Origin of the sequence: Nocardia implantans, assembly GCF_035544775.1 — a bacterium.
Classification (GTDB): domain Bacteria; phylum Actinomycetota; class Actinomycetes; order Mycobacteriales; family Mycobacteriaceae; genus Nocardia; species Nocardia implantans.
On sequence record NZ_JAYKYQ010000016.1, the window covers coordinates 88,116 to 105,468 of the forward strand.

Annotated in this window: 19 protein-coding genes; 18 read left to right on the forward strand and 1 reads right to left on the reverse strand. The window is 68.6% G+C overall.

The window, feature by feature from the left end:
- Positions 1 to 160 precede the first annotated feature (160 nt).
- From U3653_RS29575 to narI, 8 genes are all read left to right on the forward strand, one after another.
- Positions 161 to 502 (forward strand): DUF1330 domain-containing protein, encoded by a 342-nt coding sequence (locus tag U3653_RS29575; protein WP_195081942.1) that lies wholly within the window; start codon positions 161 to 163, stop codon positions 500 to 502.
- 76 nt (positions 503 to 578) lie between these two features.
- The gene (gene mtnA, locus U3653_RS29580; RefSeq protein WP_195081943.1) at positions 579 to 2,276 is read left to right on the forward strand and encodes an S-methyl-5-thioribose-1-phosphate isomerase; all 1,698 of its coding nucleotides are present in this window, start codon (positions 579 to 581) and stop codon (positions 2,274 to 2,276) included.
- Positions 2,273 to 2,848, forward strand: coding sequence for a 1,2-dihydroxy-3-keto-5-methylthiopentene dioxygenase (locus U3653_RS29585; protein ID WP_195081944.1), 576 nt, complete (start codon positions 2,273 to 2,275; stop codon positions 2,846 to 2,848). Before mtnA ends, U3653_RS29585 begins: the two co-directional genes overlap by 4 nt.
- On the forward strand, positions 2,845 to 3,537 hold the full coding sequence (gene mtnC / locus U3653_RS29590; protein WP_195081945.1) for an acireductone synthase: 693 nt from the start codon (positions 2,845 to 2,847) through the stop codon (positions 3,535 to 3,537). Before U3653_RS29585 ends, mtnC begins: the two co-directional genes overlap by 4 nt.
- A 609-nt stretch (positions 3,538 to 4,146) precedes the next feature.
- Positions 4,147 to 7,857: a nitrate reductase subunit alpha gene (locus U3653_RS29595; RefSeq protein ID WP_195081946.1), complete on the forward strand. Its 3,711-nt coding sequence runs from the start codon at positions 4,147 to 4,149 to the stop codon at positions 7,855 to 7,857.
- Positions 7,858 to 7,919: 62 nt separating this feature from the next.
- Positions 7,920 to 9,662 (forward strand): nitrate reductase subunit beta, encoded by a 1,743-nt coding sequence (gene narH / locus U3653_RS29600; RefSeq protein ID WP_323124405.1) that lies wholly within the window; start codon positions 7,920 to 7,922, stop codon positions 9,660 to 9,662.
- Positions 9,659 to 10,339, forward strand: coding sequence for a nitrate reductase molybdenum cofactor assembly chaperone (gene narJ, locus U3653_RS29605; protein WP_195081948.1), 681 nt, complete (start codon positions 9,659 to 9,661; stop codon positions 10,337 to 10,339). The genes narH and narJ overlap by 4 nt, the downstream gene beginning before the upstream one ends.
- Positions 10,336 to 11,094 (forward strand): respiratory nitrate reductase subunit gamma, encoded by a 759-nt coding sequence (narI, locus tag U3653_RS29610; RefSeq protein WP_195081949.1) that lies wholly within the window; start codon positions 10,336 to 10,338, stop codon positions 11,092 to 11,094. The genes narJ and narI overlap by 4 nt, the downstream gene beginning before the upstream one ends.
- A gap of 66 nt (positions 11,095 to 11,160) precedes the next feature.
- Here narI and U3653_RS29615 read toward each other — a convergent pair whose 3' ends face one another.
- Positions 11,161 to 11,616, reverse strand: a complete 456-nt coding sequence (locus tag U3653_RS29615) for a VOC family protein (protein ID WP_195081950.1) — start codon at positions 11,614 to 11,616, stop codon at positions 11,161 to 11,163.
- A gap of 319 nt (positions 11,617 to 11,935) precedes the next feature.
- Here U3653_RS29615 and U3653_RS29620 point away from each other — a divergent pair, with 319 nt between their 5' ends.
- From U3653_RS29620 to U3653_RS29665, 10 genes are read left to right on the forward strand one after another with little or no spacing between them, the layout of a single operon-like run.
- Positions 11,936 to 12,712: a hypothetical protein gene (locus U3653_RS29620; protein ID WP_195081951.1), complete on the forward strand. Its 777-nt coding sequence runs from the start codon at positions 11,936 to 11,938 to the stop codon at positions 12,710 to 12,712.
- A 6-nt stretch (positions 12,713 to 12,718) separates the two neighbouring features.
- On the forward strand, positions 12,719 to 13,894 hold the full coding sequence (locus U3653_RS29625) for an SRPBCC family protein (RefSeq protein ID WP_195081952.1): 1,176 nt from the start codon (positions 12,719 to 12,721) through the stop codon (positions 13,892 to 13,894).
- Positions 13,891 to 14,298 (forward strand): gas vesicle protein GvpJ, encoded by a 408-nt coding sequence (gvpJ, locus tag U3653_RS29630; RefSeq protein WP_195046704.1) that lies wholly within the window; start codon positions 13,891 to 13,893, stop codon positions 14,296 to 14,298. Before U3653_RS29625 ends, gvpJ begins: the two co-directional genes overlap by 4 nt.
- Positions 14,298 to 15,059 carry a GvpL/GvpF family gas vesicle protein gene (locus U3653_RS29635; RefSeq protein ID WP_195081953.1) on the forward strand — a complete coding sequence of 254 codons (762 nt, stop codon included), beginning with the start codon at positions 14,298 to 14,300 and terminating at the stop codon, positions 15,057 to 15,059. The genes gvpJ and U3653_RS29635 overlap by 1 nt, the downstream gene beginning before the upstream one ends.
- 4 nt (positions 15,060 to 15,063) lie before the next feature.
- On the forward strand, positions 15,064 to 15,297 hold the full coding sequence (locus U3653_RS29640; protein ID WP_195081954.1) for a gas vesicle protein GvpG: 234 nt from the start codon (positions 15,064 to 15,066) through the stop codon (positions 15,295 to 15,297).
- 28 nt (positions 15,298 to 15,325) lie between these two features.
- On the forward strand, positions 15,326 to 15,649 hold the full coding sequence (gene gvpO / locus U3653_RS29645; protein WP_195081955.1) for a gas vesicle protein GvpO: 324 nt from the start codon (positions 15,326 to 15,328) through the stop codon (positions 15,647 to 15,649).
- Positions 15,646 to 16,029, forward strand: coding sequence for a gas vesicle protein (locus U3653_RS29650; protein WP_195081956.1), 384 nt, complete (start codon positions 15,646 to 15,648; stop codon positions 16,027 to 16,029). The genes gvpO and U3653_RS29650 overlap by 4 nt, the downstream gene beginning before the upstream one ends.
- A complete protein-coding gene (locus U3653_RS29655; protein ID WP_195081957.1) occupies positions 16,026 to 16,808 on the forward strand; it encodes a GvpL/GvpF family gas vesicle protein in 783 nt (260 codons plus the stop codon). Before U3653_RS29650 ends, U3653_RS29655 begins: the two co-directional genes overlap by 4 nt.
- Positions 16,805 to 17,020 (forward strand): gas vesicle protein, encoded by a 216-nt coding sequence (locus U3653_RS29660; RefSeq protein ID WP_195081958.1) that lies wholly within the window; start codon positions 16,805 to 16,807, stop codon positions 17,018 to 17,020. The genes U3653_RS29655 and U3653_RS29660 overlap by 4 nt, the downstream gene beginning before the upstream one ends.
- Positions 17,013 to 17,312, forward strand: coding sequence for a gas vesicle protein K (locus tag U3653_RS29665; RefSeq protein WP_195081959.1), 300 nt, complete (start codon positions 17,013 to 17,015; stop codon positions 17,310 to 17,312). The genes U3653_RS29660 and U3653_RS29665 overlap by 8 nt, the downstream gene beginning before the upstream one ends.
- The last annotated feature ends 41 nt before the right edge of the window (positions 17,313 to 17,353 follow it).

The window sequence follows — 17,353 nt, forward strand, 5'->3', positions numbered from 1 at the left end:
CACCCGCGCCGCCGGCCCCCACCTCCTCCCGGGACCGGCGGCTGCGGTCGTTCCGGGGGCCGTGCGTTTTACCCGAGAGGTAATTGTCACCCCGCGCCAGGCGAACCTACCGTCGGTTCGACGTCATCCCCGGTGTCATCGAACGAAGGAACGCCACACCATGTCCGCCTATGGCTTCGCCCATCTCCGCAGTCGCAGGCCGCATCCCGACATCCTGGAATACCTGGAGCGCATCCAGGCCACGCTGGACCCGTTCGGCGGCCGCTTCGTCATCCACGGGCCCCCGGCCGAGGTGGTGGAGGGCAGCTGGCCGGGCAGCATGGTGCTGATCGAGTTCCCCGGGATGGCCGAGGCGCGGGAGTGGTACCACTCGCCCGCCTACCAGGACATCCTGCGGCTGCGCGCCGATCACATCGACGGCGACCTGCTGCTCATCGAGGGCGTGGGCCCCGACTACGACCCGCGCGAACGCGCCGCCAAGCTGCGCGCCGGGACGGCCTGACGCGATTTCGGCTCGCCGTCCCCGGTCCGATACCGTTGACCAGGCACGACCCGGTTCGACGCGAAGGATGCGCCTGATGGACGACAGCTCACTGGTCTGGGACGACGGCGCGCTCGTCACCATCGACCAGCGCGGACTGCCGCACGACGTGCGTGAACTGCGGTTGAGCACCGTCGACGAGGTCATCGACGCGATCAAGACGCTGGCCGTTCGCGGCGCGCCCGCCATCGGCATCGCGGGCGCGTTCGGCGTCGTCCTCGCCACCGCCGCGCACACCCTCGACGGCGTGGTGGACGAGGCGGCCGTGCAGGCCGAGGCGGACCGGATCGCGGCGGCGCGGCCGACGGCCGTCAACCTGGCCTGGGCGGTTCGGCGGGTCAGGGCGAAGGTGGGCCGGGGCGCGGACGCGGTCCTCGCCGAGACCCTCGACATGCTGGCCGAGGACGGCCGGGTCAACCGGGCCGCCGCCACCAACGCCGCCGACCTGGTACAGCGCCTGTGTCCGGACCGGCCGCTGCGCATACTCACCCACTGCAACACCGGGCGCCTGGCGACCAGCGCGTTCGGCACCGCCATCGGCACGCTGCGGGTGCTGTCCGGGCGCGGCGCGATCGAGCAGGTACTGGTGGACGAGACCCGCCCGCTGCTCCAAGGCGCGCGGCTGACCACCTGGGAACTGGCCGAGGCGGGCATCCCGCACCGGCTGACCATCGATTCCGCCGCCGCGTGGGCGATGGCGACCGGCCAGGTCGACTGCGTGCTGGTCGGCGCGGACCGGGTCACCGCCAACGGCGACGTCGCCAACAAGATCGGCACCTACGGTCTCGCGCTCGCCGCCCGCCACCACGGCATCCCGTTCATCGTGGTGGCTCCGGAGTCCACCCGCGATCCGAAGACGGCCACCGGCCGGGAGATCGTCGTGGAGGAACGCGCGGCGGCCGAGGTGACCGGATTCGGCGGTGTGGCAACGGCTCCCGCGCACACCGAGGTGTTCAACCCGGCCTTCGACGTGACGCCCGCCGAATTGGTGACCGCGGTGGTCACCGAGCACGGCGTCGTACACCGCAATGATCGCTCCCACGAAGCGTCGATCGCGGATCCATCCCGCGAACTCCGAACCGATCCCTCGCACGGCACGGCGATCGCGGACATCGCCCGCGAGCTCTATCGACGCGGCTGGATGCCCGGCACGGCGGGCAACATCTCGGTGCGCACGGGCGTGACCGCCGTCGTCACCGGCAGCGGGCTGTCCAAAGGCGAACTCACCGAACGCGACATGGTGACCGTGCGGGTCGCGGATGCAGCGCCGGTGTCCTGCTCCGGGCGCAAACCGTCGGCGGAGACCACGATCCACACCGCCGTCTACCGGGCTCGGCCCGCGCAAGCGGTGGTGCACATCCATCCGCCGTTCGCCACGGCATTGGCTACCCGCTCGGCGGCGCCGGGCACGTTCGCCACGCTGCGGATCACCGACTACGAGCTGATCAAAGGACTCGGCGGTGGCGACCCGGCCGTCGCGGACATCCCGGTCTTCCCGAACTGGCCCGAGGTGCCGCGCATCGGGGCCGACATCGAGCGCTACCTGCTCGACCATCCCGACGCCCTTCCGGTCCTGGTCATCGCCGGGCACGGCATCACCGCGTGGGGCGACGATCTCGCTCAGGCGCGCAATCGCGCCGAATGCCTGGAAGCATTGTGTGAGCTGGTGTCCCGCACCGGCAGTCCGGCGGCGTTCGGACCGCGCGACGACTTTCTCGAGATTGGACTGACATGACCCTGCTGCAGGTGATGGCCGCCGGCGACGCGGCCGACGTGCGCGTACGCACCAGCGACGACGAGGTGATCGGCGCCGAACTGGCCAAGCACGGCATCACGTTCGGCCGCTGGCCGGTGATGGAGAACGCCGCCTCGGTGCCGTCGGAGCAGTTGCTCGCGCACTACGAGAAGAACGTCGCCGAACTGAACGAGTCCGGACGCTACAAGCACATCGACATCGCGCGCATCCACCCCGACGACGCCGACCCGCGGTGGCCGGAGATCGCCGAGGGCGCGCGCGGCAAGTTCCTCGACGAGCACCGGCACGCCGAGGACGAGGTGCGCTTCTTCGCCGCCGGGCGCGGCTGCTTCTACCTGCATCTGGGCGAGGAAGTACTCGCGGTGGTCTGCGAGGGCGGCGACCTGCTCTCGGTTCCCGCGGGGACGCTGCACTGGTTCGACATGGGCGAGCGCCCGGACTTCATCGCCATCCGCTTCTTCGAGGAGGAGGACGGCTGGGTCGGCGACTTCACCGGCGACAAGATCAGCGCGGGCTTCCCCACCCTCGACCAGCTGCTGACCGCGCCGTGACCGACGCCGTCGTCATCGATATCGAGGGCACCACCAGCCCGACCTCCGCCGTTCGCGAGGACCTCTACGGCTACACCCGCGCGCGGCTCCCGGAGTGGCTGGCCGAGAACAGCTCCGGGGACGCCGCGCCCGTGCTGGCCGCGACCAGGGAGCTGACCGGGCGGCCGGACGCGGACCCGGCCGAGGTCGCCGCGATCCTGCGCGGGTGGCTCGACACCGACGTCAAGGCCGAGCCTCTGAAGACCGCGCAGGGCCTGATCTGCGCGGAAGGCTTCCGCAGCGGCGCGCTGCACGGCGAGTTCTTCCCGGACGTGCCACCGGCTCTGGCCGCGTGGCACGCCGCTGGTCTCGCCTTGTACGTCTACTCCTCGGGATCGATTCGCAATCAGCAGGATTGGTTCGCCTTCGCGCGCGGCGGCAGCCTGTCCGGCCTGATCAGCGGTTACTTCGATCTGTCGACAGCGGGCGGCAAGCGCGAGTCGTCGTCCTACGACAAGATCGCGGGAGCCATCGGCGCCCCCGCCGAACGCATCTTGTTCCTGTCCGACCACCCGAGCGAACTCGACGCCGCCGTCACCGCCGGATGGCGCGTCGTCGGTCTCGCCCGCCCCGGCGAGCCCAATCCCCCACGGCCGCCCCACCATTGGGTCGATACGTTCGCCGCCATCGATCCCGTCACCCCCGCCTGAACCGGCGGCGGGCACCTTGATGGCCGGTGCCGCAATCGTTCGAGCCGGGTACGCCGCCCGAACAACCGGTCGACGGGTAGCCGAATCGTGTGACCCGAGCGTCCACCGTCGGCGGGCACGGCGGCCCCCGTTGAGGAAGCCGCCGTCCGTGGAGAGCAGGGATTCGACGGCGGCGGGGCCCGGGAGCCCCACCCGGTCACGGGAATTCATCGGCCATGGCGAATTCCCGGCGAATTGTGATTGCGCTTACAATATATTGCCGGGAAGTCGACGCAGAAACCCGTCGGATCGGATAAACGCAGCGCCGCCGACGGCTCATCGGATGTGTTAACAAATGTAAATCACTGGAGAACCCGCCGTTTCCAAAGCATCACCGGCGCGGGTGCGAGCGGACTCCTCGGATCCGGTCCTCTCCAGTTCAGAGCGGGTTCCCCCAGGTCGACCCCACGGACGACGCCCGGCAGCCGCCCGTCACCGTGACCGTGACGTTGCGCCGATCTCACAACTCACCACGTGTGCGAATGGGCTGTGAGAAAGATGTTTGGTCAGTTGTGCGCGCCTCTTTACAGTCGGAACATCCACCCGATCGCACAGCTCGAAGGGGACCTCGTGGTTAATTCGCGTGCCCAGGGTCGTACACCCTCCGGCCCGGCCACCGACGCCGGGGACGCGCTCCTGCGGCTGGGGAAATATTTCCACCGGGGCGAGGTGTCGTCCGATCAGCGGACGCTGCACAAGGTCGGCGGGCGCAGCGCCGACGAGTTCTACCGGGATCGCTGGTCGCACGACAAGGTGGTGCGCTCCACGCACGGCGTGAACTGCACCGGATCCTGTTCGTGGAAGATCTACGTCAAAGACGGCGTGATCACCTGGGAATCGCAGCAGACCGACTACCCCTCGGTGGGCTCGGACAAGCCGGAGTACGAGCCGCGCGGCTGCCCGCGCGGCGCGTCGTTCTCCTGGTACACCTACTCGCCCGCCCGGGTGCGTTACCCGTACGTGCGCGGCACGCTGCTGGAGCTGTACCGCGAGGCCAAGTCCCGGCTCAAGGATCCGGTGCTGGCCTGGGGCGAGATCGTCGAAGACGCCGAGAAGGCGCGCAGCTACAAGGCCGCGCGCGGCAAGGGCGGCTTCGTCCGCGCCGAATGGTGGGAAGCGGCCGAGATCGCCGCCGCCGCACACGTTTACACGATCAAGCAGTACGGCCCCGACCGGGTGGCCGGGTTCTCGCCGATCCCGGCCATGTCGATGGTCAGCCACGCCGTCGGCGCCCGCTTCATCTCGCTGCTCGGCGGCTCCATGCTGTCGTTCTACGACTGGTACGCCGACCTGCCGGTGGCCTCGCCGCAGGTGTTCGGCGACCAGACCGACGTGCCGGAGTCCGCGGACTGGTTCGACGCGGGCTACCTGATCATGTGGGGCTCGAACGTGCCGGTCACCCGAACGCCGGACGCGCACTACATGACCGAGGCCCGCTACCGGGGCCAGAAGGTCGTCGTGGTCTCCCCCGACTACGCCGACAACACCAAGTTCGCCGACGAGTGGGTGCCCGCGCGTCCCGGCACCGACGCCGCGCTGGCCATGGCGATGGGCCACGTGGTGCTGAAGGAATTCTTCGTCGAGAAGTCGACGCCGCGGTTCCTCGACTACATCAAGCGCTACACCGATCTGCCGTACCTCATCACGCTGGACGAGCGCGACGGAGCGTTCGTGCCGGGCAAGTTCCTTACCGCCGCCGACCTCGGCCGCACCGGCGAGGGCGTCGAGTTCCAGACGGTGCTGCTGGACGCGCAGGCGCAGCCGGTGGTGCCGAACGGGTCGCTCGGACATCGGTTCGGCGAAGCGACAGCCGGGCGCTGGAACCTCGATCTCGGGGACGTCGATCCCCTCCTGAGTCTGTACGGCCGCACCGACGACGCTGCGGCTGTACAGATTCCCCGCTTCGACAGCGACGTTCCCGGTGTGCTCGTGCGCGGCGTGCCGACCGCGACCGTCGCGGGCAGGCGCGTCACCACCGTCTTCGATCTGCTGCTGGCCCAGTACGGCGTCGGCCGTGACGGGCTGCCCGGCACCTGGCCCAGCGGCTACGACGACGCGGCCGAGCCCTACACCCCGGCCTGGCAGGAGGCCATCACCGGCGTGCCCGCCGTGCAGGCGCAGCGCATCGCACGGGAATTCGCCGACAACGCCGATCGGTCCGGCGGCCGCTCGATGATCCTGATGGGCGCGGGCACCAACCACTGGTTCCACTCCGACCAGATCTACCGCGCGTTCTTCACGCTCACGTTGCTGACCGGCTGTCAGGGCGTGAACGGCGGCGGCTGGGCGCATTACGTCGGACAGGAGAAATGCCGCCCCGTCACCGGCTGGTCCACCTTGGCCTTCGGCCTGGACTGGCAGCGCCCGCCGCGGCAGATGCAGGGCACCGTATTCTGGTACCTGACCAACGACCAGTGGCGCTACGACCCGTTCACCGCCGAGTCGTTCGCCTCGCCGCTGGGCACCGGCAAGTTCGCCGGACGCACGGCCGCCGACAACATCGCGCTGGCCAGCAGGCTGGGCTGGATGCCGAGCTACCCCACCTTCGACCGCAACCCGCTCGACCTGGTGGACGAGGCCGAGGCCGCGGGCAAGACCGCGCCGGAGCACGTGGTGGACGGGCTGAAGTCCGGCGAGCTGAGGTTCGCCTGCGAGGACCCGGACGCGCCGGAGAACTTCCCCCGCTGCCTGACCGTGTGGCGGGCGAACCTGCTGGGCTCCTCCGGCAAGGGCAACGAGTACTTCCAGCGCCACCTGCTGGGCGCCGACTCCAACCTGCAGGCCGCCGAGGCCGCCGGCGTGCGGCCGCAGGAGCTGAACTGGCGCGACACCGCCGCCACCGGCAAGCTGGATCTGCTGCTGTCGCTGGACTTCCGGATGACCAGCACCACGCTGTTCTCCGACATCGTGCTGCCCGCCGCCACCTGGTACGAGAAGCACGACCTGTCCTCCACCGACATGCACCCGTTCGTGCACGCCTTCTCCCCGGCCATCTCGCCGCCCTGGGAGGCCAAGACCGACTTCGACGCCTTCCACCGCATCGCGCGCGGCTTCTCCTGGATGGCCGAGAAGCACTTGGGCAAGCGCAAGGACATCGTCGCCGTGCCGTTGCAGCACGACTCGCCGGACGCGACGGCGCAGGCGGGCGGGCGCGTGCTGGACTGGAAAGCCGGTGAATGCGAGCCGATTCCGGGCAAGACCATGCCGAAGCTGGTGGTGGTCGAACGCGACTACCCGAAGATCGCGGAGAAGATGGCCGCGCTCGGGCCGCTGGTCGACACGCTCGGCGTCACCACCAAGGGCGTCACCACCTACCCCGACCAGGAGGTCGAGTACCTCGCCGGGGTGAACGGCACGGTGGTGTCCGGCGTCGCGCAGGGCCGCCCTTCGCTGGCCAAGGACACGCACGCGGCCGAGGCGATCCTCGCGCTGTCGGGCACCACGAACGGCCGCCTCGCGGTGGAGGGCTTCCACGCGCTGGAACGCCGCACCGGAACGAAACTGGCCGATCTGGCCGCCGAGCACGAGGGCAAACGGATCACCTTCGCCGACACCCAGGCGCGTCCGGTGCCGGTGATCACCTCGCCGGAGTGGTCGGGCAGCGAGACCGGCGGACGCAGGTACTCGCCGTTCACCATCAACACCGAGCGGCTCAAGCCGTGGCACACGCTCACCGGGCGGCAGCACTTCTACCTCGATCACGACTGGATGATCGAACTCGGCGAGCAGCTGCCGATCTTCCGGCCGCCGCTGGACATGACTGCGCTGTTCCGCGAGCCGTCGATCGGCGCGGTCGGCGAGCAGGGCGTCACGGTGCGCTACCTGACGCCGCACTCGAAGTGGTCGATCCACTCGGCCTACCAGGACAACCTGCACATGCTGACGCTCTCGCGCGGCGGGCAGACGATCTGGATGTCCGATCGTGACGCGGCGAAGATCGGCGTGGCCGACAACGACTGGATCGAGGCGATCAACCGCAACGGCATCGTGGTCGCCCGCGCCATCGTCAGCCACCGGATGCCCGAGGGCACCGTGTTCATGTACCACGCCCAGGACCGCGCGGTGGACGTGCCGCGCATCGAGGGCCTCGGCGAGGACACCAAGGGCCAGGGCAAGCGCGGCGGCATCCACAACGCGCTCACCCGCATCATGATCAAGCCCTCGCATCTCATCGGCGGCTACGCCCAGCAGTCCTTCGCGCTGAACTACCACGGCCCCACCGGAAACCAACGCGACGAGGTGACCACGATTCGCAGGCGCTCGCAGGAAGTGGAGTACTGACATGGGCGATGGCGGCACGGCACCATCCACCGACGCGAGAAAGCGGTACTGACATGCGCGTCATGGCACAGCTGGCCATGGTGATGAACCTGGACAAGTGCATCGGCTGCCACACCTGCTCGGTCACCTGCAAGCAGGCGTGGACCAATCGCGGCGGCACCGAGTACGTCTGGTTCAACAACGTGGAAACCCGCCCCGGGCAGGGGTATCCGCGGCAGTACCAGGACCAGGAGAAGTGGAAGGGCGGCTGGACGCTGAACAAGCGCGGCAAGCTGACCCTGAAGTCCGGGTCCCGGCTGAAGCGGCTGCTGAACATCTTCGCCAACCCGGATTTGCCCACGGTAGAGGACTACTACGAGCCGTGGAGCTACGACTACGACAACCTGCTGTCCTCCCCGCCGGTGGACACCACGCCGGTCGCGCGGCCCAAATCGCTGATCACCGGCGAGGACACGAAGGTCACCTGGGGCGCGAACTGGGACGACGACCTCGGCTCCGGCCCCGAGCAGGTCGGCAGGGACCCGCTGCTGGCGAAGCTGTCGGAGCAGGTGAAACTGGAGTTCGAAGAGACCTTCATGTTCTACCTGCCGCGCATCTGCGAGCACTGCCTGAATCCCTCCTGCGCGGCCTCCTGCCCGTCCGGCGCGATCTACAAGCGCGCCGAGGACGGCATCGTGCTGGTGGATCAGGACAAGTGCCGCGGCTGGCGGCAGTGCGTGTCGGGCTGCCCGTACAAGAAGATCTACTTCAACCACAAGACGGGCAAAGCGGAGAAGTGCACCTTCTGCTACCCGCGCGTGGAGGTCGGCATTCCGACGGTGTGCTCGGAGACCTGCGTCGGGCGGCTGCGCTACATCGGCGTCATGCTCTACGACGCCGACGCCGTGCTCGAGGCCGCCTCGGTCACCGACGACAAGGATCTCTACCCGTCGCAGTTGGGGGTGTTCCTCAATCCCCATGACCCCCGCGTGATCGCGGAGGCGGAACGGGCCGGCATCTCGCCGGAATGGATTCAGGCGGCGCAGGATTCGCCGGTCTACAAGCTGATCGTGGACTACCAGATCGCGCTGCCGCTGCATCCGGAGTACCGCACCATGCCGATGGTCTGGTACGTGCCGCCGCTGTCGCCGGTGGTGGACGTGCTCAGCGAGACCGGGCACGACGGCGAGAACGTGTCGAATCTGTTCGGCGCCATCGACGCGCTGCGCATTCCGGTGGAGTACCTGGCCGAGTTGTTCACCGCGGGCGACGTGGGGCCGGTGCGAGCGTCGTTGCAACGCCTCGCGGCCATGCGCTCCTTCATGCGGTCGGTGAATCTCGGCGAGGAACCGGACCCTTCCATCGCGCCGTCGGTGCGGCTGGAGCCGGAAGAGATCGAGGCGATGTACCGGCTGCTGGCCATCGCCAAGTACGAGCATCGCTACGTCATTCCGACGGGTGCGGGAGCTCGCGCGCACGAACTGGACTCGCTGGCCACCGGGTGCAGCCTGGACACCGACGGCGGTCCCGGCATGACGGCGTTCGACCAGATGGTGGAGAAGTTCCACCTCACCGACACCAACGGCGCCGCGCCGGAGCAGAAGTCGGGCCGGATCAACCTGTTGAACTGGGACGGCAAGAGCACCGATGGCCTGGTGCCGAGCAATGGCGCCGCGAACGGCAACGGGCACGCCGACGGCACGAGCAACGGGCACGCGGGTAACGGACACGCGAACGGCGCGGGCAACGGGGTCGCAGGCGACGGGCACGGTGCGGGCAGCGTCGCGGGTGACCCGGCCTCCGCGCCGAGCGGAGCGGGGCGATGAGCCTGCTGAAGTTGCGCCGCCGCCCGGAAGCGGTGGTCGAACTCGCCCAGCGCGACCGCCAGCTGGTGTGGCGCATGGCCGCATTGCTGCTGGACTACCCGAGCGAGCAGACGCTGGCCATGATCGGCCAGTTGACCAGCGCCGCGACAGGTTTGCCCGACGAGGTGCGCGCGCACCTGGACGAATGCCTCGACTACCTGCGGACCACCCCGCCGCTGGAACTCGCGGCCGCCTACGTCGCCACCTTCGACATGCGCCGCCGCGCCAGCCTGCACCTGACCTTCTACGCCTACGGCGACACCCGCAAGCGCGGCATGGCGCTGCTGCGGTTCAAGCACGCCTACCGGCACGCCGGTGTGGAACTCGGGGACGAAGAGCTGCCCGATCACCTGCCGGTGCTGCTGGAGTTCGCCGCGACCGTCGACCCGATCGGCGGCGAACGGCTGCTCGGCGAGCACGTTCCGGTGCTGGAACTGCTGCGACTCTCCTTGTCGGACAACAACTCTCCCTACGCGGGCGTGCTGGCGGCGATCGGGGCGACGTTGCCGCCGCCGACCACCGCCGACCGCAGGCGCATCGCCGAACTCGCCGCCCAGGGCCCGCCCGAAGAGGAAGTCGGGCTGGAACCTTTCGCGATGGACCCCTCCCTGTTCGACGGATCGGAAGGCCGACGATGAACGCAACGCCGCATCTGCCCGTCTCGCTGTGGCTGATCCTGCCGTACGTCGCGTTCACCTCGTTCCTGCTCGGGCACCTGTGGCGCTACCGCAACGACCAGTTCGGCTGGACCACCCGCTCCTCGCAGATCTACGAGAGCCGCCTGCTGCGGCTGGGCAGCCCGCTGTTCCACTTCGGCATGGTCGGGGTGTTCGGCGGGCACGTGCTCGGCGTGCTGATCCCGGAATCGTGGACCTCGGCGATCGGCATTTCCGAGCACGTCTACCACGTGATCGCCGTCGGGGCCGGCTCGGTGGCCGGTCTGGCCGTGCTGGCCGGCGTCGGCATCCTGCTCTACCGTCGCTTCACCGTTCCCGCCGTCCGCAAGGCGACCACGGGCAACGACAAGCTGATGTACGCGCTGCTGGCCGCGGCGCTGATCACCGGTCTGCTCAACACCTGGGGCAGCAATCTGCTGTGGGGCACCTACAACTACCGCGAGACGGTGTCGCCGTGGTTTCGCAGTCTGTTCACGCTCAGCCCGCGACCGGAGCTGATGGTGGACACCCCGTGGACCTTCCAGCTGCACGGGCTGGTGGTGCTCGCCCTGATCGGGCTGTGGCCCTACACCCGGCTGGTGCACATGTTCAGCGCACCGGTCGGCTACCTGGTGCGGCCGTATGTGGTCTACCGCAGCAAGGAATACAACGCTCCGGACAAGCGCCGCTACGCCCGTGCGTGGGACGCCCCCGTGACGCCCGAACACTGGCGCTGACGACGCCGCGAGACCCCGCCCGGACAACGGCGTCCCGGCGGGGTCTTCGGCGTTCGCGGCGCGTGATCAGGCGTTGTCGTAGGCGTTCTGGAGCGCCGCGACATCGAGCTTGGACATCGACCGCAAGGCGGTGCCGACCGCGATGGTCTTGGCCGGATCGTCACCGCCCATCAGCTTCGGCAGCGCCGAGGGCACCACCTGCCAGGACAGGCCGTAGCGGTCCTTCAGCCAGCCGCACGGGCCGGGCTCGCCGCCGTCCGCGGTGAGCGCGTCCCACAGTCGGTCGACCTCGTCCTGGGTGTCCACGACCACTTGCAGCGACGCGGCATCGGTGTGCGGGTGATCCGGTCCGCCGTTCATCAGCGTGACCGCCTGACCGTCCAGGTCCAGCGAGACGATGAACGCCGAACCGTCGGAATCGCGGGAGACCTCGACCACCCGCGAGTTCGGGATCACCGCGGCGTACATGGCGGCGGCTTCCTCGGCGGCGTTGTCGAACCAGAGGAACGTGTTGACGGACATGATGTGCTCCTGTGCTGTGGTGTGACTTGCTGTCACCTACCGGTCGGAGCCGCCCGCTCGCCTTCGACATAGTTCGCGAAGATTCCCGAATTATTTTTCCGGCAGTGTCCACTGCTCTCTGCCAAGTGGTCGCTGACCAGCCTCGACAGACCCATCTGATCACCAGTTTTCGCAGGCAAAGACATCGACCTCATCGGTAACCAGGCATACGCTGAAGTTTGGCCGCCGCAATGTGGTCTACCCCACTTCTGGGGACGTCAAGTCTCGACGCCCCGGCTTCGCCGGTGCGGTGGCAGTCGAGGCGAGCAAGGAGTGAGTGATGAAAGGCGGAGGAAGAATTGCGCTAGGGGTCGGCATCGGTTACCTGCTGGGCCGCACCCGCAAGATGCGCTTCGCGTTGTCGCTGGCGGGCGCCGCGATGGCCCGGCGCTCCGCGGGAGGGCCGGGGGATCTGATCGGGCGCGGGACCGAGTTGCTCAAATCGACGCCGGAGTTGACCCGGATCACCGACACCGTGCGTGACGAACTGCTCGGCGCGGCGCGCGCGGCAGCGGTCACCGCGGCGAGCAATCGCATCGACGCGCTCAGCAACCGGTTGCAGCAGGGGGCGACGCTCCTGGCGGACCAGGATCGGGGCGGCTCGCGGGCGACGGATTCCGACGAGGGCGAGTACGACCAGGAGTCGGACGAGTACGAGGAGCCGGCGTCCGAGGACGAGAACGAAGAGCTCGAAGCCGAGTACGAGGACGAGGCTTCCGAGGACGAGGATCGGGCTCCCGACGACGAATACGAGGACCAAGCCCCCGAAGACGTGCTCGAAGCCGAGTACGAGGACGAAGACCAAGCCCCCGAAGACGAGGACGAAGACCGAGCGCCCGGGGCGGAAGCCTCCGACCAGGACGCCGAAGAAGACGACACCGAGCGACCCGCCGCGCGGGGGCATGCCCGCCGGTCGAGCACCACCGCGAAGCGCGGAGCGAGTTCGCGGGCCGCGGACCGTTCGCCCGACTCCGCGGACCGCAAACCGTCCGGTACCCGTGGCCGCCGAACTCGCGCAGAGGCCGGTCAAGCCCCCGTGCGTCGCACCAGGAGGTGACCGGAAATGGCGAAGATTTTGCGCGACGCGACGGCCGGAGTCGGCAAGGTAGCCGCCGACACGGCGAGCCGGGCGAGCAAAGCCGCTTCCGGAGCGGGAGCATCCGCGAAGAAGGCGGGAACCTCCGCCGGGAAAGCCGGGTCCTCCGCCAAGAAGAAGGCGCCACCGCCCACGCCGACCGGTCTGTTGCAGCAGTCGGTGCAGAACCTCGCCGGGACACTGGCCGAGCGCGCGGTCTCGGGCCTCAGCAACCAGGTGTCGAAGACGGCGGGGAGGTTGAACGAATACGCCGAGGGCAGCGGCGGGGGGAACTTGCTGACGGCGCTGACGGGTGTGCAGAAGCTCAGTGAAGGCGGCTCGCCGTTACAAGCGGCCATGAGCATGGGCAAGAGCAAGCTCGGCCACACGCTGCGCGATCAGTTCGAGAACGTGAAGGAATCGCTGACCGGCGGCAAGGGCAAGGGCGGCGGCAAGAAGATCAAGCTGACCAACATCGTCGAGCACATCGATGTCGGCGTTCCGGTCGACTTGGCCTACGACCAGTGGACCCAGTTCGCGGATTTCCCGAAGTTCACCAAGAAGCTCGAGCAGGTGGAGCAGGTCGCCGACGAGAAGCTCAGCTGGACCGGCAAGGTGTTCTGGTCCCGGCGCACCTGGGAATCCACGATTCTCGAGCAGGTGCCGTTCGAGCGGATCATCTGGCGTTCCAAGGGGCACAAGGGCTACATCGACGGCGCGGTCACCTTCCACGAGATCGCACCGGAGTACACCCGCATCCTCGTGGTGCTGGAGTACCACCCCCAGGGAGTCTTCGAGAAGACCGCCAATATCTGGCGCGCGGCCGGCCGCCGCTGCCGCCTGGAACTGAAGCACTTCCAGCGGCACGTGATGACCGAGTCCGTGTTGCACCGCGACGACATCGTCGGCTGGCACGGCGAAATCCACGAAAGCAAGGTCGTCAAGGACGACGAGACCGCACGACGCGAGGAACAGGAGAACAGCGAGCAGGACGAAACGGGTCGGGAACCGGACGAGGAAGAGCAAGACGAGACCGACGAGCAAGAGACGGACGAGCGAGACGAGGACCGGCAAGCCGAAGATCGGCGTCCTCGTCGTCGACCCGCCGCCCGCCGCAGCACGGTGACCCGCCGGTCGCGTGAGAAGCGAGGAGCACACGCATGACAATCGAACCCGCAGGCGGCGGAGGCGGTGGCGGAGCGGGCACGATGGCGCGCCCGAACTCCTCCAGCCTGGCCGACGTGATCGACACCATTCTGGACAAAGGCCTGGTCATCGACGCGTTCGCGCGCGTTTCGCTGGTCGGCATCGAACTGCTGACCATCGACGCCCGCGTCGTGGTGGCCAGCGTGGACACCTATCTGCGTTTCGCCGAAGCCGTCAACCGGCTCGAGATCTCCACCCAGCCGAAGGGACTCACCGACCTCGTCGGCGAGGGCACCCAGGGCTTGGCGAAGCACAAGACACAGGGTGCGCTCGAGGCAGCGGGCGAGAAGGTCATGGACTTCCTCGGCGACGTGCAGGACAAGCGCCAGACGGCGAACAGGCCCAAACGTAGGGAGGGCTGATGACCACCGGTCAAGCCGCCGTATACGTCTACGGCATCGTGCCCGCCGACGTGGAGCCCGAGCCGCATGCCAGCGGCGTCGGCGATCCACCCGGCGAGGTGGGAGTGGTGCGGCACGGCGAGATCGCCGCGTTGATCAGCAGGCTCGAATCCGATCGACCGCTCGGCACGCCCGACGACCTCACCGCGCACGCCGAGCTGCTGGACGGCTCGGCTGCCGTCGCTCCGGTGCTGCCGCTGCGCTTCGGCGCGGTGATGACCGACACCGAGGCGGTGGAGAACGAATTGCTCGGGGCGAACGAAGCCGAGTTCCGCTCCGCTCTGGAGCAGTTGGAGGGCCGCGCGCAGTTCGTGGTCAGAGGCCGTTACGTCGAGAACACCATCCTCCGGGAACTGCTCGAGGAGAACGCCGAAGCCGCCCGGCTACGCGACGCGATCCGCGACAAACCGGAGGACGCCACCCGCAACGAACGCATCGCGCTCGGCGAGATGATCAACCAGGCCATCGAGTCCAAGCGCGCCGCGGACACCCGCAAGGTGGTCGACGCGCTCGAGCGGTTCGAGCCGTTGGTCAACTACCGCGACCCCACCCACGAGGAGGAGGCCGTGCACATCGCGCTGCTGGTCGAACTGGAACGGCAGCAAGAGCTGGAGGAGACGCTGCGCGAGCTCGGCGAGGAGTGGGACGGCCGGGTCGAGCTGAATCTGCTCGGCCCGATGGCGGCCTACGACTTCGTGGCGAAGCGCGGACCGGAGGGGTGAGGACATGTTCGGCGTGGTCACATCGATTCTGTCGTTGCCGTTGGCGCCGGTCCGCGGGGTGATCTGGCTGGGCGAGTTGATCCAGGACCAGGTGGACCAGAAGATGCACGATCCCGCCCTCATGCGCCGCGAACTCGAGGAGATCGATGCGGCCGCGGCCGCCGGTCGATTGTCGGAAGAGGAACGCAGACAAGCGCAGCAGGCGGTGCTGGACCGCATGACCGGTCGGCAGGCGTGACCGCCACCGGCCGGAAGGAGTGATCCGTGTGGCACGCAAGACCACTTCCGAGGACGTCCATTCGGGCTCGGACGAGCCGCCTCCCGCCACTCCGGCGCAAGCCGCCGCGGTGGCGGTCGGACACCTCGTGGACCTGACATCGAAACAGGTCGAGGGCGTCACCTCGATGGAACCGACGGAGGACGGCTGGGTAGTGGAGATCGAGGTGCTGGAGGACCGCCGTATCCCGTCGTCGGCGGACATCCTCGCGCTCTACGAAGTGGAGATCGATCTCGACGGGAACATGCTGGCCTACCGCAGAACCAGGCGCTACGGGCGCGGCAGTACCGACATCGGCGGGGCCCGGTCATGACGGTGGCGCCCGGCGGATCGTCCGCACCGCAGCCGCTCGGAGGGCATTCGTCGACGAATCTCGCCGACATCCTCGAGCGGGTGCTCGACAAGGGCTTGGTGATCGCGGGCGACATACAGGTGAACCTGCTCGACATCGAACTGCTCACGATCAAACTGCGGTTGGTGATCGCGTCCTTGGAGACCGCCAAGGCGGTGGGCATCGACTGGTGGGAGACCGATCCCTGGCTCAACAGCAAGGCCCGCACGCTGGAACGGCAGGATCGCGATCTCGAACTCGAGAATCAGAAGCTCCGCGACCGGATCGCCGAATTGGAGAGCGCGAAGCGGCAGCCGCAACCCATCGAGCGTCGCCGCCAGCCGAGGGAAGAACGCTCGTGACGGATCTCGGGGTCTGGCTGTACGCGGTGACGCCCGGCCGCGGCGAGGAGGAGTTGGGCGGGCTGACCGGCGTCGCGGGCGAGCCGGTGCGCGCGGTGGTCGTGGACGGGCTGACGGCGATCGTCGGCTCGGTGCCGCTCGAGGTGTACGGCGAGCAACCGCTGAAGGCGCGGCTGGAGGATTTGGATTGGCTGGAAGCGACGGCCCGCGCGCACGACGCCGTCGTCTCGGCCATGGTGCGCCGGGGTCCGGTCGTTCCGCTCCGGCTGGCGACCGTGTTCCTCGGTGACGATCGGGTCCGCGATTTGCTGACCGAACGGCGAGCCGACTTCGCCGCCGCGCTGGAGCTGGTCAGCGGCCGCACCGAGTGGGGCGTGAAGGCCTACGGCGATCGCGCCGCCCTGACCGCCGCCGTGGCCGAGGCCCGCACCGCGAGCGAAGGCAAGGGCGCGGGAGCGGCGTATCTGGCGCGGCGGCGGGCGCAACTGTCGGCGCAGGAATCCGTGGAACGCGACGCGGCGCAGCGCGCGGAGCAGATCCACAACCGCCTGCTCCGGCACGCCGCGGCGGGACGACGCCAAGCGCTGACCGACCCGGCGCTGAGCGGCCGCCGGGATTGGTTGGTGCTCAACGGGACCTACCTGGTGGACGACGATCGCACCGACGATTTCGCCACCGCGGTCAAGGCGCTCGGTGACGAGTTCCCCGGCATCCGCCTCGAACTCACCGGTCCGTGGCCGCCGTATTCGTTCGCCGGTGTGGAACGAGAACCGGCATGACGGTCGATGAAGAGCGCCGCGTCGCGCTGGTCGATCTGCTGGATCGGGTGCTGGCCGGCGGCGTGGTGATCACCGGGGACATCAAGCTCGCCATCGCGGACGTGGACCTGGTCCAGATCTCGCTGCGCGCACTCATCTCCTCCATCAGCACCCTGTCCGGATCACTCGGACCCGCGACGCATCCCGCGCTGGAGCCCCCCGGCGATGACTGAATTCGGCGGCATCCCACCGCGTATCGACACCGAGCCCGAATCCGTAGAGCGCGGTTTGGTCAGCCTCGTCCTCACCCTGGTCGAACTGCTCCGCCAACTCATGGAGCGTCAAGCGATCCGCCGCGTCGACGCCGGCGACCTCACCGACGCCCAGATCGAACGCATCGGCACCACCCTCATGCTCCTGGAACAACGCATGGAAGAACTACGCGACCACTTCGGCCTCACCCCCGAAGACCTCAACATCGACCTGGGCCCACTCGGCACCCTCCTCCCCCGCGACCCACCCTGAACATCAAGATCAACGGCACATGGTGGAGAGCTCTTCTCGGC